The sequence below is a fragment of the Streptomyces sp. D2-8 genome, from assembly GCF_023184515.1.
GTDB lineage: Bacteria > Actinomycetota > Actinomycetes > Streptomycetales > Streptomycetaceae > Streptomyces.
The window spans coordinates 84,149-106,532 of sequence record NZ_JAAHBP010000015.1 but is presented as its reverse complement, the minus strand read 5'-3'; the positions used below and the strand labels follow the sequence as shown (position 1 = coordinate 106,532).

The window sequence follows — 22,384 nt, the reverse complement described above, 5'->3', positions numbered from 1 at the left end:
CCGGCAGGTCACAGCACGCTCGTCATACCGCCGTCGACATACAGCACCTGCCCGCTGACGAAGTCCGCCGCGGGGGAGGCGAGGAACAGCACCCCGCCCACCAGGTCCTGCGTACGGCCCCAGCGCCCGGCCGGGGTACGCCGCCGCACCCAGGCGCTGAACTCCTCGTCGTCGACGAGCGGCTTGGTCAGCTCGGTCTCGATGTAGCCCGGGCCGAGGCCGTTGACCTGCACCCCGTACGGCCCCCAGTCCGCGCACATGCCCTTGGTGAGCATCTTCAGCGCGCCCTTGGTGGCGGCGTACGGCGCGATCCCGGGCCGTACCACCTCGCTCTGCAGCGAGCAGATGTTGATGATCTTCCCGTGGCCGCGTTCCGTCATCCGGCGCGCCGCCTCACGCCCGACCAGGAAGGCACTGGTCAGGTTGGTGTCCAGGATCCGGTGCCAGTCGGAGTCGGCGAACTCCAGCAGCGGGGCGCGCAGTTGCATGCCCGCGTTGTTGACGAGGATGTCGAGCGGGCCCACCCGCTCCTCGACCTCGGCGACCCCCGAGGCCACCGAGGGTCCGTCGGTCACGTCGAACGCGGCCGTGTGCACCCGGTCACCGGGCAGTCCGGCGGCGGCCTCGGCGAGCCGGTCCTTGTCGCGTCCGTTCAGCACGACCGTGCAGCCGGCCTCCGCCAGACCGCGCGCGAGGGCGAGTCCGATGCCCCGGATGGAGCCGGTGACCAGGGCCGTACGGCCGCCGATGTCGAAGAGGGGATGAGCCGTCATCGCCGCGGCACTCCTAGATCACGAGGGACAGCAGCAGGACCAGGCCACCGGCGACCACCGAGATGATCGTCTCCATGACGGACCAGGTCTTGATGTTCTGGCCGACGCTCAGCCCGAAGTACTCCTTCACCATCCAGAACCCGGCGTCGTTGACATGGCTGAAGAAGAGCGAGCCGGCGCCGATGGCCAGGACGAGGAGAGCGGTGTGCGTGCTCGACATGTCGGCCGCGAGCGGGGCGACCAGCCCGGCCGCCGAGACCGTGGCCACCGTCGCCGAACCTGTCGCGAGCCGGATCACCACCGCGATCAGCCAGGCCAGCAGCAGCGCGGGAATGGCCCAGTCCTCGGAGATGTCCAGGACCATCTGGCCCACGCCCGTGTCGATCAGCGTCTGCTTGAAACCGCCGCCCGCACCGACGATCAGCAGGATGCCCGCGATCGGCATGAGGCTCTTCTCGACGAGCGGTGAGATCCGCTCCTTGGAGAACCCGGCGGGCCGCAGCAGCGTGAAGATGCCGACCAGCACCGAGGCGAGCAGGGCGATCATCGGGGCGCCGATGACGTCGAAGACGCGCTGCACCGGGTTCTCGGGATCGTCCACGACGATGTCGACCAGCGCCTTGGCGAGCATGAGGATCACCGGGAGCAGCACCGTGAAGAGGGTGGCACCGACGCCGGGGCGCCTGTCGAGCTCGTCGGAGGCCCGCTGCGGGATCATCTTCTCGGGGGGCGGGACGTCGACCCAGCGGGCCGCGTACTTCGAGAACACCGGACCGGCGATGATCACCGTGGGTATGGCGACGAGGACACCGAGGGCCAGCGTGATACCGAGGTCCGCCCCGACCGCGTCGATCGCGACCAGCGGACCGGGGTGCGGAGGCACCAGGCCGTGCATCACGGACAGGCCCGCGAGCGCCGGGATGCCGATGCGCATCAGCGAGTAGTTGCCGCGCTTGGCGACCATCAGCACGACCGGGATCAGCAGCACGATGCCGACCTCGAAGAACAGCGGAAGTCCGATCACGGAGGCGATCAGCACCATCGCCCACGGCATCGACCGCCCGCCGGCCTTGGCGAGGATGGTGTCGACGATCTGGTCGGCGCCGCCGGAGTCCGCGAGCATCTTGCCGAGGATCGCCCCGAGGGCGATGAGCACACCGACGCCGGCGACCGTGGAGCCGAGTCCGGTGCTGAAGCTGAGGAGCACCTTGTCCAGCGGCGCCCCGGCGATCGCGCCGAGCGCCAGCGACCCGATGGTCAGGGACAGGAAGGCGTGCAGTTTGAACTTGGTGATGAGCAGGACGATGACGGCGATGCCCGCCAGGACGGCGATGCCCAGCTGAGCGTGGCCGGCCGAGGTGATCGGCTCGGGTGCGTCCGCTGCCAGCATCTCGACGCTGAGTCTGGTCACGGTGGGTTCCCTTGCGTTGGGGAGCGGGGGAGGGGAAGCCGCCAGGGGCTACTGGACGGGCTCGGGGAGGTCCCGCAGGGCGTGCGCCGCCCGCTCGGTGATCTCCTCCGGGCTGCCCGCGACGTCCACCCCGACCCCCGCCTCGTCCGCCGCGAGGGGCTGGAGCGTGGCGAACTGGGAGTCGAGCAGCGCCGTGGGCATGAAGTGCCCCTGCCGGTGCGACATCCGGTCCTCGATCAGCGCGCGGTCACCCGTGAGGTGCACGAAGACCACGCCGGGCGCGGCGGCCCGCAGCCGGTCGCGGTACGACCGCTTCAGTGCCGAGCAGCTGACCACTCCGCCGAGCCCGGCCCGCCCGTGCGCCCACGCGCCGATGGCGTCGAGCCAGGGCAGGCGGTCCTCGTCGGTGAGCGGAGTTCCGGCCGACATCTTGGCGATGTTGGCCTGCGGGTGGAAGTCGTCGCCCTCGGCGTACGGAACGCCGAGCCGGGCCGCGAGCAGGGGACCGATGGTGGTCTTGCCGGTGCCCGCAACGCCCATGACCACGACGACATGGGGGGTGTTCATCGCTGCCTCACTGTCTGCTGTCCGAGGTCGACACGTGATGTCGACGCAACTGAAACCCATTAGGTATGACGAATTCAAGAGGCCGTCATGAATAAGTCTGACTTTTTGTCTCCGTGATCTACCCCGTACGCTGAGTGCATGAGCACACCGGGCCGGGGGCTGCACGGCCATGTACTGGACACCCTCGGCCCCGAGATCACGGCAGGGGAGTACCCGCCGGGAAGTGTCCTGCGCACCGACGAACTCGCCCAGCGTTTCGACGTGTCGCGCTCCGTGATGCGCGAGGCGGTCCGCGTCCTGGAGTCCATGTACCTGGTCGAGTCCCGCCGCCGCGTCGGCGTGACGGTCCGCCCGAAGTCCGAGTGGAACGTCTACGACCCGCAGGTCATCCGCTGGCGTCTGGCCGGCGCCGACCGCCCCCGGCAGCTGCGTTCGCTCACGGTGCTGCGCTCGGCGGTCGAACCGGTCGCGGCCGGCCTCGCCGCCCGGCACGCCACGTCCGAGCAGTGCGCCGAACTCACCGAGTGCGCCCTCGGCATGGTCGCCCACTCACGCGGTCACAAGCTGGAGGGGTACCTCCTCCACGACGTCGCCTTCCACCGCGTCATCCTGACCGCGTCGGGCAATGAGATGTTCGCCCGCCTCGGCGATGTCGTCGCCGAGGTCCTGACCGGCCGCACCCAGCACGACGTGATGTTCGAGGACCCCGACCCGGCCGCCGTCACCCTGCACGTCCAGGTCGCCGAGGCGGTCCGCGCGGGCGACGCCACCCGTGCGGAGGAACTGACCCGCGAGATCACGGTCGGCGCCCTCCAGGAACTCGACATCCTGGCGCCGTAGCGGCTACGCGGGAAACTCCCCGTCCACGTACACCCAGGCCCCGTCGACCCGCTCGAACCGGCTCCGCTCGTGCAGAGACCCGCCCCGGTACGACGCCCGGAACTCCACGGTCCCGGTGGAGTGGAACGCCGACCCGTCGCTCGCGCCCAGGATCTCCAGCCCGGTCCACCGCATCCCCGGATCAAGCTCCAGCCGGGCCGGCCGCGTGCGCGGATGCCAGGTCCGCAGCAGATACCCGGCGTCCCCCTTCACGAAGGCGCAGTACCGCGACCGCATCAACGCCTCGGCGGTCGGCGCGGCCACGGATCCCGAGTGGAACCGGCCACAGCACGCCTCGTAGGACTCGGGGAGCCCGCAGGGGCAGGCGGCCGGCTGTGCGGGGCGAGTGGGGCGGGTGATGCGGTGGGTCATGGTCCCCATTGTGCCGACAGGGCCCCCCGCGGTCCCTGGCGCCCTTATCCTCCGTCGCAGGGACGAGTTGCACGACGAGGGGGAGCGCGACGTGGCGGGCAGCGACCCGGTGGCTGCCTTCTGGCGCCCGCTGAAGGAGGAGGTCACCAGAAGCGGCATCAGCCGGCAGGAACTCTGTGACCGGCTCGACCTGAGCGCGTCGGCCCTCTCCGAGTTGCTGAACGGCAAGCGGGCGAAGGCTCCCGACTGGGATGTCGTACGAGCCGTCGTGACCGCTTGCGGTGGGTCCCTCGCCTACTGGCGACGGCGACTCGACGAGCTGGCGCGCGAACTCGACGCACAGCGGGCCCTGAAAGGGCGCTCCGGCCGCGAACGCAAGGATCCCGGAGAGCAGGCGGGCTGTCCGGTCTGCCAGGACGCTTACGAGGCGGAGCGCTTCGAGGAGTACGCCGTCGGGCTGGGTGACGAATGGGATCCGGCGATGCCCTACGGTGCGGCCGAGGTGCTCGCCGGACGGAATGGTGAATTACGGGGTGAGATGCAGGCCCTGGGAGTGGGCCTCCTGGAATCCGCGGAGGGGCTGTCCGCCTTCCGGGACCAGTTCGATGACCTCACCCGAGGCCTGATGGCAGGCCTCGGACGCAGAGTGCGCCGCGCCTGCCACCCCCACCGCATCCGCCTGTTGCATGCCGCGCACACGATCGTGGTGATCGAGGGGTGCGTCAAGGGCCCCCTGCTGGACGCCGTCCTCGCCCCCGGCGTCACCATCGACCTTGACCTCGTCTTCGAGAACGGTCTGGACGACGGTACCTTCGCCGCCGCACCGCTGCCGGTCGCCAACACCCGCTACGACGACCATCACGGCCGTGTCGTCGACCACTACGCCAGGGTTTGGGCGGGTCTGAGGGGACAGCCGCCGACCCGACAGGAGACCGTCCGCTGCGCCTCGATCTACGAGAGCCGACTGGCGGAACTGGCGGCCGAATGCCCGGAGTTGTTCGTCTGGGCGGGGATGCAGGACGGCTCGGACGCGGCGGGGGCACTCGGTGCCTGTGTCGACGGTGAGGCACGCGACCGGCTCCAGGAGCTGTACCGCGATCTGCACACCCAGAAGAGAGGACTCGACGGCCTGGAAACGCTGCTGAAGGCCCTGGCCCGACAGGTACCGGCGCCGGCCTGGTCCGCCCGGCTGTCAGAGATCCACCGCAGTGCGCTCAGCCACCCCGTCTCACCGATCAGCGAAGCGCACCAGGGCCGGTCGAACTTCGTCCCCCGCGTCCCGTCGCTGTCCAGGGGATACGTGAATCCGGCCTTCCGGACGGCCGTCCACCACTCCGACAGCAGACCCCACGTCGAAGCCTGGTGGAGCACCAGACCGCTGAGGCAGGAGATTCAGGGCTTCCTGGCCGGGCACTTCAGCGGGTTCCCCACGGTCAACCGGCCGCTGCTCATCCTGGGCGACCCGGGCGCGGGCAAGTCGCTGCTCACCCGTCTGCTGGCCGCGCGCCTCCCTCCCACCGACTACCTGCCCATCAGGATCGAACTGCGCAACGTGACGGCCGACGCCGAGATCCTCGACCAGATCGCTCAGGCCCTGCGCCACGTCACACACAAGGACATCACCTGGGACACCGTCACCTCCTCCAGCGCAGGTGTGCTGCCCGTCCTGATTTTCGACGGCTTCGATGAACTCCTCCAGGCAGGCGGGGCCGACCACTGGTACTACCTCGAGGAGATCGCCGACTTCCAGGAGAGGTCGGCCGAAGCCGGACTCCCGGTGGCCGCCGTGGTCACCAGCCGCACCGTGGTCGCCGACCAGGCCAAGATCCCGGACGAGACCGTCATCATCCGTCTGGAGCCGTTCGACGCAGCCCGCATCGCCCGCTGGTCGGACGTCTGGAACACCCTCAACGCGGGCCGCGGCATCCCCCCGCTCCCCCGTGACCTGGGCTCCCTCCACCCCGATCTGGCGCCCCAGCCACTGCTGCTGCTCATGCTGACGCTCTACTACGCCATGCGCGACGAAGGGGATGCCGAACCGGCGGCGCCGATGAGCAGGGTCACCACCCTCTACGAACGCCTGCTCACCCTGTTCGTCCGTCGGCAGATTCGCAAGCACCACTGCAAAATGCGCCCCGAAGCCGTGGAGGAGAGGGTCGAGGAAGAACTCGATCTTCTCTCCGTGATAGCCGTCGGCATGTTCAACCGGGGCAGCCAGGGAGCGACCGCCGAGGAGGCCGATCACGACCTGGCCTTCCTGCGCGCCCCTGGTCGCAGGCGGACCCGCAGACCCACACGACTCCTCTTCGGGGAGTTCTTCTTCTTCATTCACGAAGCCAAGGCGACATTCGAGGGCGCCGAGGACCGTATCTGGTACGAGTTCCTGCACGCCACGTTCGGCGAGTACCTCGTGGCCCGCAAGATCGCCCTCACGCTGCGGCACTGCCCCGATCAAGGGCCGCACGACGGACTGCTGTTCGCCCTGTTGTCGTTCACGCCGCTCACCGACCGGGCCCAGATCATCGACTACCTCGGCGACCTGCTGCCCGGCACCGACCCGGTCGCCCATCTCTTTCCGACGGCCACACACGCACTGCCGCCCGGCAGCGACACCGGCTACACGATGGGCCCGACACCGGTCACCTTCCGCCACGCCTGCTACAGCGCCAACCTGCTGCTGGTGGCTCTGGCCGCCGGCCGGCTCCTGAGGTTCTCCGAGCTGGTCACCGGCGATGGGCTCCCAGCGGAGGTCTGGCGCACTCACGCGACGCTCTGGAAGTCCCAGCTGTCCCAGGCCTCCTGGGACGCCTTCGTCAGCGCCGTGGGCACGATGCCGGTGTCGAGGGCCAGGGAGCGCGACGGGCCCCCGGACATCGTTCTCCGGCTGGGGCAGCACGATGCCGACCCGGCAGCGCACAACATGTCGTGGCTGCTGGGGGTGGACATGCCGCTGGTGAAGGACGACGAACCGCTGAGTGCGCTGCGCCGCACGCGCCCGCTGCACGACCGGGACGCCGAACGTCTCGTCGAGCCCGCGCTGCCCGTGTTCGACGAACTCACCTCTCTCACGTCGAGCTTCGCCCTCGACGGCCACGGACGCCATGTCTCAGCGGCTCATGCCTTGATCGCCCTCCTGATCTGCCCGCCCGCTCCGCACCAGGATGTGCTCGCCCGCTACGAGACGTGCATGTCCGTGCTCGGGGCAGTGGGTGGTGAACCCGGTACGCGCATGGTGGACCTGGTCAGCCGGCGGCTGGCGACGGAGAGTGAATCGTTGCCGACCGACACCGTGGACGAGATCGTCCAGGAACTGACGCGGCGCGGCATCATCTGCGCCGGTCAGCACGAGGGCGACGCCTTCGACAGGACTCGGATCTCCCTGCTGGTGATCAGTTGCCGCCTACTCGACCGGACGCGGAGCAAGGGACTGGTCGGCCGTATCGCGACGCTCCTGGGAGCGGACGGCTCCTCGCTGGATCTCCTTGCTGTGGAGGAGCAGCTTCTCCACGGGGACTGGCAGAAGCGTCGGACGAACGAGGCGGGCATCACCCGGCCGCTCATCGAGGCCTTCTTCCACCTCCTGATCCACGCGGCCGAGGAGGAGACGAGGGACGTCGCCCTGCTCAGGCTCCTCAAACTCGCGGTGGCTCTCGACCTGGGCTCCTGGTGCCGCCAGTACGCGGAACGGGGTCTGCGGGGCCTCAGACCCGACCTCCGGCGCCGCCTGCTGCCCTTCGAGGCCGACTATCTCGGTTCGTCACTGACCGTCCGACTGGACGCGGAGCGCCGAGCAGCGCACCCCTGACGGGCACCCCCTCGGCGCTCCGGCCGGTTCTCAGCCCTGGGACTCCTCGCCGCTGTCGTCGCCGATGATCCGGTCCAGCTTCTCCGCGAACCAGAGCGCCACCGCTCCGGTCACCACGGGCCCCGCCTCCCCGATCCCGGCCACGGCCTCCACCGCTCCGCCCGCGGCCGCGCCGGTGGCCACCGCCACGCCCATGATGACCGCGCTCCTCAAGGTGATGATCTTCCGCATGCCGTCCTCCCGGATTCCGCGACTGGTTGGTGACATCACCGTGACTCCGCGCGGTCCCCGGGTGGCCGAACCCCGAACTGCTCCGAAGCCGGACGCAAAACCGCAGGTGGGAAGGATGCCCGGCACCGGTTCGCCGAACCGTCCCGAACGCCGGACGCCACGCCTCGGCGACGGGGGACAACAGCTGAGGGCCGTGACCTCGCGGTCACGGCCCTCAGTTTCATGTGTCCGAGGGGGGACTTGAACCCCCACGCCCGATAAAGGGCACTAGCACCTCAAGCTAGCGCGTCTGCCATTCCGCCACCCGGACAAGGTGTCTGTCGCGCGGGTTCTCCCCGCGGCGACGACGTAAACATTACCAGGCTTTCCGGGGTGGCCGATCACCCCCGTCCGCACCCCGGCGGGGCGTGAACGGCGTGTGACGGGCCGGGAGCGCTCTTGGGGTGCGCGCCGGGGAGAGGGAGGATGAGGGGGACCCACCAGCAGTGACACCGGGAGGAAGCACGTGAGCGAGACGGACACGGCCAGGAGCGTCACCGGCGAGGACGAGGTCGTGGACCTCTGCCGCGAGCTGATCCAGATCGACACCAGCAACTACGGCGACCACTCGGGTCCGGGCGAGCGCAAGGCGGCCGAGTACGTCGCCGAGAAGCTCGCCGAGGTCGGGCTCGAGCCGCAGATCTTCGAGTCCCACCCGGGCCGCGCCTCCACGGTGGCCCGGATCGAGGGCGAGGACCCCTCCCGGCCCGCGCTCCTCATCCACGGCCACACCGACGTCGTGCCGGCCAACGCGGACGACTGGACCCACCACCCCTTCTCCGGCGAGGTCGCCGACGGCTGCGTGTGGGGCCGCGGGGCCGTCGACATGAAGGACATGGACGCGATGACCCTCGCGGTCGTCCGCGACCGGCTGCGCAGCGGGCGCAAGCCCCCGCGCGACATCGTCCTCGCGTTCCTCGCGGACGAGGAGGCCGGCGGCACGTACGGCGCCAAGCACCTCGTGCGCAACCACCCCGACCTGTTCGAGGGCGTCACCGAGGCGATCAGTGAGGTGGGCGGATTCTCGTTCACCGTGAGCGAGCAGCGGCGGCTCTATCTGATCCAGACGGCCGAGAAGGGCATGCACTGGATGAAGCTCACCGTGGCCGGCACGGCCGGGCACGGGTCGATGATCCACCGGGACAACGCGATCACCGAGCTGTCCGAGGCCGTCGCGCGCCTGGGGCGGCACAAGTTCCCGGTGCGGGTCACCAAGACCACCCGTGCCTTCCTCGACGAGCTCGGTGACGCGCTCGGCACCGAGCTCGACCCGGAGGACATGGAGCCGACCCTCGAGAAGCTCGGCGGCATCGCCAAGCTCATCGGCGCGACCCTGAGCAACACGGCCAACCCCACGCAGCTCGGTGCCGGTTACAAGGTCAACGTCATTCCGGGCGAGGCGACCGCTCACGTCGACGGACGGTTCCTGCCCGGACACGAGGAGGAGTTCCTCACCGACCTCGACCGGATCCTCGGCCCGAAGGTGCGGCGCGAGGACGTTCACGCCGACAAGGCCGTCGAGACCACCTTCGACGGGGCGCTCGTGGCGGCGATGCAGTCCGCGCTGCTGGCCGAGGACCCGACCGCCAAGGCGATCCCCTACATGCTCTCCGGCGGGACGGACGCCAAGTCCTTCGACGACCTGGGCATCCGCGGCTTCGGCTTCGTGCCGCTGAAGCTGCCGCCGGAGCTGGACTTCGCCGGCATGTTCCACGGCGTGGACGAGCGTGTGCCGGTGGAGGGCCTGCAGTTCGGCGTGCGCGTGCTCGACCGCTTCATCGACGCGTCCTGAAACCAGCCCTGCGAAACGCTGGTATTCGGTCGCGCGTACGGAACCGACTGGGAAGAGTGAATGCGACCATAAGCTCGTAGCCTCATTACTCCCTCCTCGTTACAGGTAATGCGATCGCAAGATGGGTCGCTTTGCCAACTAGGAGGAATAATGATCAAGAAGGTCGTCGCTGCTGCGGCTGCCACCGGTGGGCTGGTTCTCGCGAGCGCGGGTCTCGCCGTCGCCGATTCGGGTGCTCAGGGTGCCGCCGTGCACTCCCCGGGCGTCCTGTCCGGCAACGTTGTCCAGGTGCCCGTTCACGTCCCGGTGAACGTCTGCGGCAACACGGTCTCCGTGATCGGGCTGCTGAACCCCGCCTTCGGCAACACCTGCATCAACAATTGATGCTTTCCCCTCACTGAGGGGAGTACAAAGCCATCGGTCCCGGAGTGCGTGCCATGCGCGCCGGGACCGAACGCTTCTTTCGGGGAATTCGAGAAGAATTCGAGACAGGGTCGAAGGCAGGTATTCAGTAAATGCGACAGGTCACCCGCAAGGGTCTGATGACCGTGGCGGCCGCGACCGGCGTGATCGCCGCCGCGGGCGGCTCCGCTCACGCCGACTCGGGCGCCCAGAGCTCGGCGTCGGGCTCGCCCGGCGTACTGTCCGGGAACTCGGTGCAGGCGCCGGTGTACGCGCCGGTCAACGTGTGCGGGAACACGGTCAACGTCGTCGGTGTGCTCAACCCGTCGGTGGGCAACTCGTGCGCCAACAAGGGCGGTGGATCGTCGTCGGGGGGATACGGCGAACACGGCGGCGGCTCGCACGCGGGCGGGCACGCCACCGACTCGCCCGGTGTCGGCTCGGGCAACCACGTCCAGGCGCCGGTCCACGTGCCGGTGAACGTCTGCGGCAACAGCGTCGACGTCATCGGCGTCGGCAACCCCAGCACGGGCAACGACTGCGCGAACGGGGGCGGCGGCCACCACGGCACCACGCCGGGCGGCGGCCACGAGACCCCGGGTTATCCGGGCGGCCCCGGCAATCCGGGGAACCCTGGCAATCCGGGGAACCCCGGCAACCCCGGCAACCCCGGGGACCCTGGAAACCCGGGGGACCCTGGAAACCCGGGGGACCCTGGAAACCCTGGTGACCCCGGCAACCCTGGTCACCCCGGCGAGCCCGGCGATCCCGGTCACCCCACCCCGGGCACCCCGCCCTCCACCGGCGGCGAGAACCCGGGCGGCTCCTCGCACGGCAACCAGCCGGGCGGCCAGTTCGTCACCCAGCCCAAGGGCGAGTCGCAGCTCGCCAGCACCGGCAGCGACCTGCCGCTCGGCCTCGTCCTCCCGGCCGGCGCGGGCGCGCTGCTCGCGGGCGCGATCCTCTACCGCAGGGCGCGCGCCTCGGCCTGACACCCGCAAACGGAGCGGGCCCCGCCGATGCGGGGCCCGCTCCCGTGTGTGCCTTCTCCCAGTGCGCCGTCTCAGCTCACCACGTAGCCCGCACCTGGCGGATGATCCGCCGACGCAACCGCACCTTGCGGCTGCCGTCGCGCAGCAGGCTCAGACGGTGCAACTCCCAGTGTCCGTACTCCGCGTGGTCCGTCAGCAGACGTGCCGTTTCCTTGCGGGAGACCCCGCGCGGTACGTACACGTCGACAAATTCGTATTCCGGCATCGCATCTATTGTGCGGGCTGGGGCCTGGTACGGATAGCGTCTGCACTATGTCTGATGCTGCGCAGCCCACCGCTGCCGAGGTACGCGCCGCCGCCGAGGCGGTCAAGACCGCGCTCGACCGCCACCTGGCCGCGGTCGAACGCAGGTCGGGGGAGGACGACCCGGCCGTGTTCGAGGCGTTCAACCAGCTGGCCGCGGCCGCAGAGGTGTACGACGAACTGCTCTACGACCGCTACGACGAGGTCACGCCCTTCGAGATCCCTGGTGCGGAGGACGCGCTGCCGCCGTACACGGGCCCCGAGGAACCGAACGCGCTGAGCGTACTGATCCGCCGCGACTACGCCGTCGTCGAACCGCAGCGCCTGCTGGCGCACGCACAGCGGATCGAGGCGGCGGAGGGCGATGACGGCGCCTCTGCCTCCGGGACGGTGCACGGCGCGCTCGGGCTGCTGTTCGGCGAGTTCGAGCCCGACGAGATCGCTTCCCGGCACAAGGAGTTCGGGCTGGAGGAGGGCGACTCCACGCTCTGGGTGACGGCGGCGGACGAACCGGCCGACCCCGGCGAGTGGCTGGAGGCGCCGTTCGAGCAGGTCGATCCGCAGCAGGTGGTCTGCCGCTTCGACGTCAGTGCCGTCTTCGACGACGAGATCGACGACGTCGACGACGAGGACGAAGACGGGGACGATCTCGACAGCGACCTGGACGAGGACGAGGATCTGGAGCCGCTGGACGCGGACCGCCGCTGAGCTCACACGCGGGCGGCCACGGGGGTGGTGGTCACAGGCCCGGGCCTGTGACCACCACCCCCGTCACGTGCCGCTGATCTGCGGCGCGAGCAGCACCGGAAGCCGGGTCGTCCGCGGCTTCGCGGCAACCTCGGCCACGGCTCGGGGCAGCGCCTGTTCCACCCCGTGCACCACCGACAGATGCCGGTCGGCCCGCCCGAACGCCGTGTACACCCACGGTCGGCTCAGCGCCTGCGCCGCATCGCCGGGCAGCACCACGACCACCGCCGGCCACCGGCCCCCCACGGCCTGGTGTGCGGTCAGCGCCCACCCGGGTCGCACGGACTGCTCCACTCGCTCCTTCGGCACGACGACGGCCTCGCCCTCGCACGACAGGTGCAGCCCCTCGGCGTCCGCCGTCACCACACGACCGGGCAGCGCCCGCCCCGGGACGGGGGAGTAGACGATCCGGTCACCGGGGTCGAAGCCGCCGAAGCGGCCCGGGCCGGGATTGAGCCGTTCCTTCAGCGCCGCGTTGAGCGCTCGCGTCCCGACGGCCCCGCCGTGCCCGGGGGTGATCACCTGTGTCTCCTCGGCCGGTACACCGATCGCCCGCGGCACCGAGTCCACGACGAGCTGCACCGTCCGGTGCACGGCCTCGCCCGCGTCCCGCACCGGCACGATCACGACCTCCTTGCCGGGGGCCTCGACCTGGTTCAGCTCGCCGATGCCGATACCGGAGACCAGCTCGCCCAGCGGCCCCGGATCCGGCCGCCGCGAGGCCACTTGGGGGCAGATCCGCGCCGCGAGCAGATCCGCGAACACCCGACCCGGCCCCACGGACCACAGCACCGCCGGATCCCCCGCCAGTACCAGCCGCGCCCCGTCGGGCAGCGACTCCGTCAGCAGAGCCGCCGTCTCGACATCCAGCTGGGGCGCGTCGAGCACGACGAGCAGATCGAGATCGAGAGCCCCGTCCGCGTCCCGGCCCGGACCTTCGAGGCCGGCGAGCAGCCCGGAGACGGTGGCGACGGGAAAGCCCGCGGGTGTCTCGTCGGCTCGCTCGGAGACGTCCGCCGCCGGGCCGGACCGCCGCACCAGAGCCGCGAAACGGTTGCGGCCGATCGGGCCGTGCGCGGCCGCCCAGGCCCGCAGCCCGAGGGACCGCGCGGCGTTCAGCAGGGCCGCAGGCTCGGCCAGGGACGCCTCCCCGCCGGTGTGCAGCACCAGCCCCTGACCGGCGACGGCGCGGATCAGGTCCGCCGTCGATCCCTGGACCGCGGCGGCGACCCGCTCCCAGTCCTCGGCCGAACCGTCCTGCTTGGGCACCGAGTTGACCAGCCGGGCCAGACCGTCGGCCAGGCTCTCCTCCGCCAGCGCATAGCGTTCCAGCCCGACCAGGACACGGACCGGACGCTCCTCGTCCCCCTCCGTGTCGTCCTCGTCGGTCCGGGCCGGGGCACCGGCCTGCTCCTCCAGGGCGTCCTGGAAGACGAGCGCCTCACCCTCCGCGATCGCGTCCTGCACGGCACTGTCGGGATCGGGAACGCCCCGCTGGGCCAGGGCCGCGAGGAGCGCCGGCATCTCCAGGGCGGTGTGCCCGGCCAGCGCCGCCTGCTCCAGGAGCCAGCCGGTGACGGCCCGGCCCCGCCGCTCGTCGTCCGGGCCGCACTCGGCGCCGAGCAGGGCCCGCGCGAAACCGTCGGCCTGCTCGGGACGCACGCCGGGGATCCGCAGCAACTGCCAGGGGTCGGCGCGCAACTGGTCGGCCGCGCCCTCGCCGAGAGTCCCGGCGACCTGCTGCGCGAGCACCTCCGGGGCACCGCCTTCGCCGAGCACCTGCCGCACGGCCTGAACCGCCGCCGGCGCGGGAGCCGCCGGCGCGGCGAGAGGCTCGGGCGCCACCGGCTGGGGCCGCCGTTCCGGTTCCGGGGCGGAGCGCCGGGGGGCGGGCCGGGGCTCTTCGAACACCGTGGCCGCAGGCTTCTCGCCGCTCTCCACGGCCCGTACGGCCGCCAGCAGATCGGCGGCCTTGCCGCTCAGCTTGGCGCCCGCCTCGATGGGCGTCTTCTTCTCGGCCTTGCGCTGCTCGATGCGCTCCCGCTCGGCCTGCTGGGCCCGCAACTCGGCCTCGGCCTCGGACACCTGCCCGGCGTCCGCTTCAGCGCTCTCCGCCTCGGACACCTGCCCGACTCCCGCGTCACCTCCCTCGGCCTCGTCGGCCACCTGCTCGGTGCCGGCCTCACCACCGCCGGCCCCGGCCCCGCCGGCCGGTGTGCTCTCGGCGCCCGGCGTCCCCGGCTCGGTGTCCTCCGTGGTCTCGGGCTCCGTGCTCACAGCGTGCTCCAGTCGTGATCGGGATAGCGGTGCACGGGCGCCGACACATCGTCGAGCGCCCGGCAGATCTCGTCAGGAAGACTAAGGGTCTCCACTGACAATGCCGCCGTGAGCTGCTGCGCGTTGCGCGCGCCGACGATCGGGGCGGCCACGCCGGGCCGGTCGCGGACCCACGCCAGGGCCACCTGGAGCGGCGTCACCGCCAGCCCGTCGGCCGCGGTTGCCACGGCGTCCACGATGCGGCTCGCGGTGTCGTCGAGGTACGGCGCGACGAAGGGCGCGAGGTGCTCCGAGGCCCCGCGTGAGTCCGGCGGCATCGTGTCGCCCCGGTACTTGCCCGTCAGCACCCCGCGCCCGAGCGGCGAGGACGGGAGCAGGCCTATGCCCAGGTCCAGCGCGGCCGGCAGCACCTCGCGCTCGACACCGCGCTGGAGCAGGGAGTACTCGAGCTGTGTACCTGCCAGCCGGGTCCGGGTGCCGGGGGCCGCCAGCTGCCAGGTCGCGGCCTTGGCCAGCTGCCAGCCGCAGAAGTTGGAGACGGCGGCATAGCGGGCACGCCCGCTGGAGACCGCCAGGTCGAGAGCCTGGAGGGTCTCCTCCAGCGGGGTGTCCGGGTCGAACGCGTGCACATGCCACAGGTCGACGTGGTCGGTGCCGAGCCGGGACAGCGAGCCGTCCAGCGCGGAGAGCAGATGGCCGCGGGAGCCGTCGAAGCGGCGGTCGGGGTCCGGCACGCTGCCGGCCTTGGTCGAGATGACCAGGTCGCGGCGGGGCACCAGGCCGTCCATGAGCTTGCCCAGCAGGTACTCGGCCTCACCGTCGCCGTAGACGTCCGCGGTGTCGACGAGGGTCCCGCCCGCTTCCCAGAACGTCTTCATGAGGTCCGCGGCGTCGTGCTCGTCCGTGTCCCGACCCCAGGTCAGGGTGCCGAGACCGATCCGGGACACACGAAGGCCGGTGCGGCCGAGATGCCTCTGCTCCATGAACGCCGAGATTACTGGCCAGAACCTACGGTGTGGGTGGCTGTGGACCACGGATTTCCGGGGGCGGGACCATGAGGTGCCCCGATCCGATGGTGCCCGGAGCCCTGGGCTAGCACCTGCCGTCCGACACCTGAAGGCCCTTGTTGGCGCCCGCGGTTCGGTTGACGACGTCCGGCACGCAGTTGGCGGCGTCCGGACTGAACGCGTACGGGATGCTCACGGTGGTGTTCGACTTCGGGTCGGGGCCCGCCGGATGGTTCTCGCTGCCGGGGCTGGACCAGGTCACGTTGTCGAAGACGTTGCCGCCGACCTGCCAGTAGCCGGCCTCGTCGGTGTAGAAGGTGCCGAGGACGTCCTTGGAGTCCTCGAAGTAGTTGTTGTCCACCTTGGCGCGGGCGCCGGCCCGGGAGTTGATGCCGGACTCGTTGAGGCGCACGTAGTGGTTGTTGTAGATGTGTGCGATGCCGCCGCGCAGCAGTGGGGCGCGGGAGTCGATGTTCTCGTACCGGTTGTGGTGGTACGTGATGTAGCCGTTCGTCCGGTCGCTCTCGCTGTTCCCGACCAGACCGCCCCGCCCGGAGTTGCGCAGCACGCTGTAGGACAGGGTCACGTACTGGGTGTTGTCCTTGAGGTCGAACAGGCCGTCGAAGCCCTCCGACTCGCCGCCCGATGCCTCCAGGGTGGTGTGATCGATCCAGACGTTGCGGACGTTGCGCTCGATGCCGATGGCGTCCCCGCCGTTGGACGTGGGGGAGCCCGACTTCTTGACGTTCCGGACGGTGACGTTCTGGATGATGATGTTCTTCGATTCGCGGATGTGGATGCCCAGTTGATCGAAGAGGGCGCCGCTGCCGACTCCGATGATGGTCACGTTGCTGACCTTCTTGAGCTCGATCACGCCGTCGGCGGTGTCGCAGCTGTCCCCCGACACCTTCTTGGTGTTGGCGTGGTTGACGGTTCCCGTGACCTCGATGGTGATCGGGGTGCTCGTGCTCGCCCGGCCGCACAGGGCCTGATGGATCGCCGTTCCCGTCGTCGCCCGGACCGTCTGACCGCCGGCGCCGCCGGTGGTGCCGCCGTTCTGGGTCGCGTAGCCGGTGGCGCTGCCGGTCGCGGCCGACGCCTCGGGCATCGACACGAGCGTGCCGGTCGCGACGGCGAGGGCCATCGTGGCCAGTGCCGCGGGGAGTCCCAGAGGGAGTGCTCGCTTCATCCTTGCCTCTCCGTTCGTCCTCGGAAGGTGGTGATGGAAAGCGCTTTCCAGCGAAAGGTACGAACTTGCCGTGGACGCGTCAATGGTCGCGTCCATGATTTCTGTTCACTCATCTAAACCACGGGACGGCTGCGGCCGTGTACCTCGCCAGGGCCTCCGCGCTAAGGTCTCCGCACAAGGAACGTTACTGATCAGTAAGGGGATGCGGCATGCAGCTCGGTATCAACCTCGGCTACTGGGGTGCCGGAATGGACGCGGACAATCTGGCCGTCGCCCAGGAGGCCGACCGGCTCGGATACGCCGTCTGCTGGGCCGCCGAGGCCTACGGGTCCGACGCCGCCACCGTGCTGAGCTGGGTCGCCGCCCAGACCGAGCGCATCGACGTCGGCTCCGCCATCTTCCAGATCCCGGCCCGCCAGCCCGCGATGACGGCGATGACCGCCGCCACCCTCGACTCCCTCTCCGGCGGCCGCTTCCGCCTCGGCCTCGGCGTCTCCGGCCCGCAGGTCTCCGAGGGCTGGTACGGCGTCAAGTTCGACAAGCCGCTCGCCCGCACCCGCGAGTACGTCGAGATCGTCCGCAAGGCCATGACCCGCGAGCGCCTGAGCTACGAGGGCCGGCACTGGACCCTGCCGCTGCCCGGCGGCCCGGGCAAGCCGATCAAGCTGACCGTGCACCCGCAGCGCGAGCACATCCCGCTGTACATCGCCGCGATCGGCCCGAAGAACCTCGAGCAGACCGGCGAGATCGCCGACGGCGCCCTGCTGATCTTCCCGTCCGCCGAGCACCTCGAGGACACGACGATCAAGCACCTGCGCGCCGGGCGCGAGAAGGCCGGCAAGACCCTCGACGGGTTCGACGTCTGCCCGACCCTGCCGCTCGCCGTCGGCGACGACAAGGACGTGACCACGCTGGCCGACACCTTCCGCCCCTACACCGCGCTGTACGTCGGCGGCATGGGCAGCCCCAAGCAGAACTTCTACAACCAGCTCGCCCAGCGCATGGGCTACGAGAAGGAAGCCGCCGAGATCCAGACCAAGTACCTCTCCGGCGACAAGCAGGGCGCCGCGGCCGCCGTGCCGCACGACCTCATCGACAAGACGACCCTGCTCGGCTCCGTGGACCGGATCGCGGACCGGATGAAGGCCTACGCCGCGGCCGGAGTCACCACCCTGTCCCTCGCCCCGGCGGGCTTCACGCTCGACGAGCGGCTCGCGTCCCTGAGGGCCGGCACGGAGGCCCTGGAGCGCGCCGGGCTCGCCTGAACCGACCGGGAGTTTTCAGCGGCCGTGGTGGGGGCTCGGGGGTCTTCCCCGCCACGGCCGTCACGCAGAACAACGCGCAGGGCCGCCGGCGGTTACGGCACAGCGCCCTCGCCCGGCCCGGCATGCCTCCCCCCGCGTCCTCCATTCGGCGGAGTTGTCCCTCACACCTGTTGCAGCACCCTCCGTCCCGCACTTGACTCGTTCTTCGCGGAAACCTGCGGAATACCGCAGGACGCCCACGCGCGCGGGAGAGGTGCCCACGATGCTTTCGGCCAAGAGTCTGTTCCAGGAGATCCTCGACAACGACGAGTCCTTCGCCCTGTTCTGCTCCATCGCCGCGAGCGGCGAGTCCCAGGGCGGCTGGGAGAACGCCCGTATCGCCGCGCTCGTGCCCGAGTCCGAGCGCGAACTCGCCCCCAAGATCAGCCGGCACGGCGCCGACGAGGACAAGCACGGCCGGATCTTCGACGCCCTGATGAAGAAGCGCGGCCTCGACCCCGTCCCGGTCCCGCCGGAGACCGACTACACCATGCTCCTGGAGAAGAACGGCATCGGTCTCGCCCACGAGAAGCTGAAGCGCGACGAGCGGCTCACGGTCCAGGACATCGTCACCTACCTCTCGCACAGCAGGGTCACCGAGCAGCGCGCCACCGATCAGATGGTCCTGCTCCGCAAGCACTTCGCCGACCACCCCGGCATCGGCCGCGCGGTCAAGCAGATCTCCAACGACGAGGACAACCACCTCGCCTACTGCCACGAGGAACTGCTGCGCTTCGCCTACGCGGGCCACGGCCGGGCCATCCAGCGCACCCTGCGCGAGTGCGCGCTCGCCGAGATCCGGATCTACCGGGACGTCAGCCTCGCGGTCATGGCACACATGGGCCGCATCCTCGGCTGGTCCAGGGCGAAGTCTGCGGTGCTCGCGGCGGGCATCCACGCGGCGTACGCCTATGAACGCACCGTCGGGTGGCGCCGGATGGTGTCGCTGACGACGCCCGAGCGCCGCAACGCCCTCGGCGGCCCCGCGACCCCGGAACCCGAGTTCGCCTGAGCCGACCCGCCCTACAGCCAGCCCCGGCGCTTGAACAGCCGGAAGACCATCATCTCCAGGACGGCCATCAGGGCGATCAGCGCCGGATAGGACCAGCTCCACCGCAGCTCGGGCATGTGCTCGAAGTTCATGCCGTAGATCCCCGCCAGCATCGTGGGGATCGCGGCCATGGCGGCCCACGCGGAGATCTTCCGCATGTCGTCGTTCTGCCGGACGCTCATCTGCGCCAGATGCGCCGAGAGGATGTCCGACACCAGCCGGTCCAGGTTCTCCACGGACTCGTTCACGCGTGTGAGGTGGTCGCTGACGTCGCGGAAGAAGGGCCGGGCCCGGTCGTCCACGAACGGAACGGCCACGCCGGTCGACGCCGTGCCCGCCAGCCGGCTCATCGGCGGGGCCAGCGGCCCGGTCGCCCGGCGGAACTCCAGGACCTGCCGCTTGAAGTCGTAGATGCGGGACGCCGTGTTCCGTGAGCCCCCGCCGTCCGGCGAGAAGACCTCCGCCTCCAGCCCCTCCAGGTCGGTCTGCAACTCGGTCGCCACGTCCAGGTAGTGGTCGACGGTGGCGTCGGCGACCGCGTACAGCACGGACGTGGGACCTTTGCCCAGCAGCTCCGGCTCGTGCTCCAGCCGGTGGCGTACGGCCTTGAGCGGGGCGCCCTCGCCATGCCGGACGGTCACCACGAACGAGTCGCCGAGGAAGATCATGATCTCGCCGGAGGAGACGGTGTCGCTCTGCGGCTCGTACGCCACCGGCTTGAGCACCACGAAGAGCGAGTCGTCGTACACCTCCAGCTTGGGCCGCTGGTGGGCCTTGAGGGCGTCCTCGACGGCCAGCGGGTGCAGCCCGAACTCCCGGGTCACATGGTCGAATTCGTCTTCGGTCGGCTCGTGCAGCCCGATCCACACGAATCCGCCCGCGGTGCGGGCTTCACCCAGGGCGTCGGAGAGGTCCCCGGGCCCTTCCGTCCGCTGTCCGTCGCGGTAGATGGCACAGTCGACGATCACGAAGCGAGTCTCCCGTCACTCGAACGACACCGCACGCGCGCGTGCGCCTACGCTGGACCGCATGCCCACGTTGATCCTGGTCAGGCACGGACGCTCCACCGCCAACACCGAGGGACTGCTCGCCGGCTGGACGCCCGGTGTCGCCCTCGACGAGCGCGGCGCCGCGCAGGCCGCCGCGCTGCCCGGACGGCTCGCCGAACTGCCCCTCGCCGAGATCGTCACCAGCCCCCTCCAGCGCTGTCAGGAAACGATGCGCCCCCTGCTGGAGGCAAGGCCGGAGCTGAGCGCGCACACCGACGAGCGCATCGGCGAGTGCCACTACGGCGACTGGTCCGGACGCAAGCTCGCCGAGCTCAAGGACGAGCCCCTGATGGAGGTGGTGCAGTCGCACCCCTCCGCGGCGGCGTTCCCCGGCGGGGAGTCCATGCGGGCCATGCAGACGCGCGCGGCCGAGGCCGTACGCGAGTGGAACGCGCGCGTGGAGCGCGACCACGGCGCCGACGCCGTCTATCTCATGTGCTCGCACGGCGACATCATCAAGTCGCTCATCGCGGACGCACTCGGACTTCACCTGGACCTCTTCCAGCGGATTTCCGTTGAACCGTGTTCCATCACCGCGATCCGCTACACACGACTGCGGCCGTTTCTCGTCCGGCTCGGCGACACCGGCGACTTCACGTCCCTGGCGCCGCGCGAGGAACCGCCGGGCGGCGAGGCCGAAGTCGGGGGTGGTGCGGGCGCACCGTGATCGTTCGCCGCAGTAGGGTGAAGCGGTCGCAGCAGTGCCGTGGTCACACGGTTCCCACGATTTCAATGGAGACAGGACGTGTCCCGTCAGGTGTTCCTCTACGACCATCCGGAGCGTTTCGTGGCCGGTACGGTCGGACTGCCCGGGCGCCGTTCGTTCTTCCTCCAGGCCTCCGCCGGCTCCCGGGTGACCAGTGTGGCCCTGGAGAAGACCCAGGTCGCCGCGCTCGCCGAACGCATGGACGAACTGCTCGACGAGGTCGTACGCCGTAGCGGCGGCAGCGCCCATGTCCCGGCCGTCGCGCCGTCGGACACCGACACCGCCCCGCTGGACACCCCCATCGAGGAGGAGTTCCGGGTCGGCACCATGGCGCTCGCCTGGGACGGCGACGAGCAGCTCATGATCGTCGAGGCGCAGGCGCTCGTGGAGCTCGACGCGGAATCCGAGGAGGACCTCGCCGAGGCCGAGGAGCGGCTGCTCCAGGACGAGGAGAACGGGCCCCCGATGCTGCGGGTCCGGCTCACCGGCACGCAGGCCAGGGCCTTCGCCAAGCGCGCACTCGACGTCGTCAACGCCGGGCGGCCGCCGTGCCCGCTGTGCAGCCTCCCGCTCGACCCGGAAGGACACGTATGTCCGCGCCAGAACGGATACCGCCGCGGAGCGTGACGCCTCCCACGGACGCCGCCGGGCTGCTCGCCCGGGGCGAACTGACCGTACGCGGACGCATCCGTGAGGCCTCCAACGCGGCCCTGTACTGCACGGTGTCGTACGACGGCGAGGACGCGGCCTGCATCTACAAGCCGGTCGCGGGGGAGCGGCCCCTGTGGGACTTCCCCGACGGGACGCTGGCCCAGCGCGAGGTCGGCGCGCACGAGGTCTCCGAGGCGACCGGCTGGGGCCTCGTGCCGCCCACCGTGCTGCGCGACGGCCCCTACGGCGAGGGCATGTGCCAGCTGTGGGTCGAGGTGACGCCGGAGGCGGAACTGCTCGCCCTGGTCGACGGCGAGGAGCCCGAGCCGGGCTGGAAGGCGATCGGCTTCGCCGAGGTCGGCGAGGGACGCACCGCGCTGCTCGTGCACGCCGACGACGAGCGGCTGCGGCGGCTCGCGGTCCTCGACGCGGTCATCAACAACGCCGACCGCAAGGGCGGGCACCTGCTGCCCACCGGCGAAGGACGGCTGTACGGCATCGACCACGGGGTCACGTTCAACGCCGAGAACAAACTGCGGACCCTGCTGTGGGGCTGGGCCGGGGAGCCCCTGACCCAGGAGGCCGTCGACGTCCTCGAAGGCCTCAGGGAGGGCCTGGCCGAGGGCGGGACGCTGGCCGCGCGGCTCGAACCGCTGATCACCGGCGCCGAGATCGACGCCACCCGCGCGCGAGTCGGCGCGCTGCTCGCCTCGGGGACCCACCCGGAGCCGAGCGGGGAGTGGCCGGCGATTCCCTGGCCGCCCGTGTAGCAGCACAGTCGCCGGCTTGCCGCAAGAGCGCCTTCTCGGCCGTCCGGCCCGCTCCCATTCGTATATG

The 22,384-nt window shown here is 70.6% G+C and carries 20 protein-coding genes, 1 tRNA gene and 1 pseudogene; 11 read left to right on the top strand and 11 right to left on the bottom strand.

The window, feature by feature from the left end; genetic code table 11:
- Positions 1-8: 8 nt before the first annotated feature.
- From G3I77_RS25620 to G3I77_RS25610, 3 genes are read right to left on the bottom strand one after another with little or no spacing between them, the layout of a single operon-like run.
- The gene (locus G3I77_RS25620; RefSeq protein WP_248507497.1) at positions 9-773 is read right to left on the bottom strand and encodes an SDR family oxidoreductase; all 765 of its coding nucleotides are present in this window, start codon (positions 771-773) and stop codon (positions 9-11) included.
- Between the two features lie 13 nt (positions 774-786).
- Positions 787-2,184, bottom strand: a complete 1,398-nt coding sequence (locus G3I77_RS25615) for a gluconate:H+ symporter (RefSeq protein WP_248507495.1) — start codon at positions 2,182-2,184, stop codon at positions 787-789.
- A gap of 48 nt (positions 2,185-2,232) precedes the next feature.
- Complete coding sequence (locus tag G3I77_RS25610) at positions 2,233-2,751, bottom strand: gluconokinase (RefSeq protein ID WP_248507493.1); 519 nt, start codon at positions 2,749-2,751, stop codon at positions 2,233-2,235.
- 138 nt (positions 2,752-2,889) lie between these two features.
- Here G3I77_RS25610 and G3I77_RS25605 point away from each other — a divergent pair, with 138 nt between their 5' ends.
- A complete protein-coding gene (locus tag G3I77_RS25605) occupies positions 2,890-3,591 on the top strand; it encodes a FadR/GntR family transcriptional regulator (RefSeq protein WP_248507491.1) in 702 nt (233 codons plus the stop codon).
- 3 nt (positions 3,592-3,594) lie between these two features.
- On the opposite strand, the gene G3I77_RS25600 is transcribed toward G3I77_RS25605, so the two are convergent.
- The gene (locus G3I77_RS25600) at positions 3,595-4,002 is read right to left on the bottom strand and encodes a YchJ family protein (RefSeq protein WP_248507489.1); all 408 of its coding nucleotides are present in this window, start codon (positions 4,000-4,002) and stop codon (positions 3,595-3,597) included.
- A gap of 91 nt (positions 4,003-4,093) precedes the next feature.
- Here G3I77_RS25600 and G3I77_RS25595 point away from each other — a divergent pair, with 91 nt between their 5' ends.
- Positions 4,094-7,807: an AAA family ATPase gene (locus G3I77_RS25595; protein WP_248507488.1), complete on the top strand. Its 3,714-nt coding sequence runs from the start codon at positions 4,094-4,096 to the stop codon at positions 7,805-7,807.
- A 30-nt stretch (positions 7,808-7,837) separates the two neighbouring features.
- Here the strand turns inward: G3I77_RS25595 and G3I77_RS25590 are convergent, their stop codons facing one another.
- A complete protein-coding gene (locus tag G3I77_RS25590) occupies positions 7,838-8,038 on the bottom strand; it encodes a hypothetical protein (protein WP_142164887.1) in 201 nt (66 codons plus the stop codon).
- A gap of 225 nt (positions 8,039-8,263) precedes the next feature.
- Positions 8,264-8,348, bottom strand: a tRNA-Leu gene (locus G3I77_RS25585).
- A 195-nt stretch (positions 8,349-8,543) separates the two neighbouring features.
- Here G3I77_RS25585 and G3I77_RS25580 point away from each other — a divergent pair.
- The 3 genes from G3I77_RS25580 (at position 8,544) to G3I77_RS25570 (ending at position 11,263) form a co-directional block, all read left to right on the top strand.
- Positions 8,544-9,869 carry a M20/M25/M40 family metallo-hydrolase gene (locus G3I77_RS25580; RefSeq protein WP_248507487.1) on the top strand — a complete coding sequence of 442 codons (1,326 nt, stop codon included), beginning with the start codon at positions 8,544-8,546 and terminating at the stop codon, positions 9,867-9,869.
- Between the two features lie 150 nt (positions 9,870-10,019).
- Positions 10,020-10,253, top strand: a complete 234-nt coding sequence (gene chpH / locus G3I77_RS25575) for a chaplin ChpH (RefSeq protein ID WP_248507486.1) — start codon at positions 10,020-10,022, stop codon at positions 10,251-10,253.
- A gap of 131 nt (positions 10,254-10,384) precedes the next feature.
- The gene (locus G3I77_RS25570) at positions 10,385-11,263 is read left to right on the top strand and encodes a chaplin (RefSeq protein WP_248507485.1); all 879 of its coding nucleotides are present in this window, start codon (positions 10,385-10,387) and stop codon (positions 11,261-11,263) included.
- A 76-nt stretch (positions 11,264-11,339) separates the two neighbouring features.
- Here the strand turns inward: G3I77_RS25570 and G3I77_RS25565 are convergent, their stop codons facing one another.
- A complete protein-coding gene (locus tag G3I77_RS25565; RefSeq protein ID WP_010045410.1) occupies positions 11,340-11,528 on the bottom strand; it encodes a DUF5703 family protein in 189 nt (62 codons plus the stop codon).
- Between the two features lie 47 nt (positions 11,529-11,575).
- Between G3I77_RS25565 and G3I77_RS25560 the strand changes: the two genes are divergently transcribed.
- Positions 11,576-12,274, top strand: a complete 699-nt coding sequence (locus G3I77_RS25560; protein ID WP_248507484.1) for a hypothetical protein — start codon at positions 11,576-11,578, stop codon at positions 12,272-12,274.
- A 63-nt stretch (positions 12,275-12,337) separates the two neighbouring features.
- Here the strand turns inward: G3I77_RS25560 and G3I77_RS25555 are convergent, their stop codons facing one another.
- The 3 genes and pseudogenes from G3I77_RS25555 to G3I77_RS25545 all read right to left on the bottom strand — a co-directional run.
- The gene (locus G3I77_RS25555) at positions 12,338-14,590 is read right to left on the bottom strand and encodes an ATP-dependent RecD-like DNA helicase (protein ID WP_248507483.1); all 2,253 of its coding nucleotides are present in this window, start codon (positions 14,588-14,590) and stop codon (positions 12,338-12,340) included.
- The gene (locus G3I77_RS25550; RefSeq protein ID WP_248507482.1) at positions 14,587-15,573 is read right to left on the bottom strand and encodes an aldo/keto reductase; all 987 of its coding nucleotides are present in this window, start codon (positions 15,571-15,573) and stop codon (positions 14,587-14,589) included. The genes G3I77_RS25555 and G3I77_RS25550 overlap by 4 nt, the downstream gene beginning before the upstream one ends.
- A 112-nt stretch (positions 15,574-15,685) precedes the next feature.
- Positions 15,686-16,786, bottom strand: a pseudogene (locus G3I77_RS25545) (polysaccharide lyase family 1 protein); the annotation flags it as partial.
- Positions 16,787-16,995: 209 nt separating this feature from the next.
- On the opposite strand from G3I77_RS25545, the gene G3I77_RS25540 reads away from it, so the two are divergent.
- Together G3I77_RS25540 and G3I77_RS25535 are read left to right on the top strand one after the other, a co-directional pair.
- Entirely contained in the window at positions 16,996-18,051 is a 1,056-nt protein-coding gene (locus G3I77_RS25540; RefSeq protein WP_248507479.1) for an LLM class F420-dependent oxidoreductase, read from the top strand.
- A 262-nt stretch (positions 18,052-18,313) separates the two neighbouring features.
- The gene (locus G3I77_RS25535) at positions 18,314-19,102 is read left to right on the top strand and encodes a ferritin-like domain-containing protein (protein ID WP_248507477.1); all 789 of its coding nucleotides are present in this window, start codon (positions 18,314-18,316) and stop codon (positions 19,100-19,102) included.
- Between the two features lie 11 nt (positions 19,103-19,113).
- On the opposite strand, the gene corA is transcribed toward G3I77_RS25535, so the two are convergent.
- Positions 19,114-20,109: a magnesium/cobalt transporter CorA gene (gene corA / locus G3I77_RS25530; protein ID WP_248507475.1), complete on the bottom strand. Its 996-nt coding sequence runs from the start codon at positions 20,107-20,109 to the stop codon at positions 19,114-19,116.
- 61 nt (positions 20,110-20,170) lie between these two features.
- On the opposite strand from corA, the gene G3I77_RS25525 reads away from it, so the two are divergent.
- The 3 genes from G3I77_RS25525 (at position 20,171) to G3I77_RS25515 (ending at position 22,317) form a co-directional block, all read left to right on the top strand.
- Positions 20,171-20,857, top strand: a complete 687-nt coding sequence (locus G3I77_RS25525; protein ID WP_248507473.1) for a histidine phosphatase family protein — start codon at positions 20,171-20,173, stop codon at positions 20,855-20,857.
- A gap of 78 nt (positions 20,858-20,935) precedes the next feature.
- On the top strand, positions 20,936-21,523 hold the full coding sequence (locus G3I77_RS25520) for a DUF3090 domain-containing protein (RefSeq protein ID WP_248507471.1): 588 nt from the start codon (positions 20,936-20,938) through the stop codon (positions 21,521-21,523).
- A complete protein-coding gene (locus tag G3I77_RS25515; RefSeq protein ID WP_248507469.1) occupies positions 21,487-22,317 on the top strand; it encodes an SCO1664 family protein in 831 nt (276 codons plus the stop codon). Before G3I77_RS25520 ends, G3I77_RS25515 begins: the two co-directional genes overlap by 37 nt.
- The last annotated feature ends 67 nt before the right edge of the window (positions 22,318-22,384 follow it).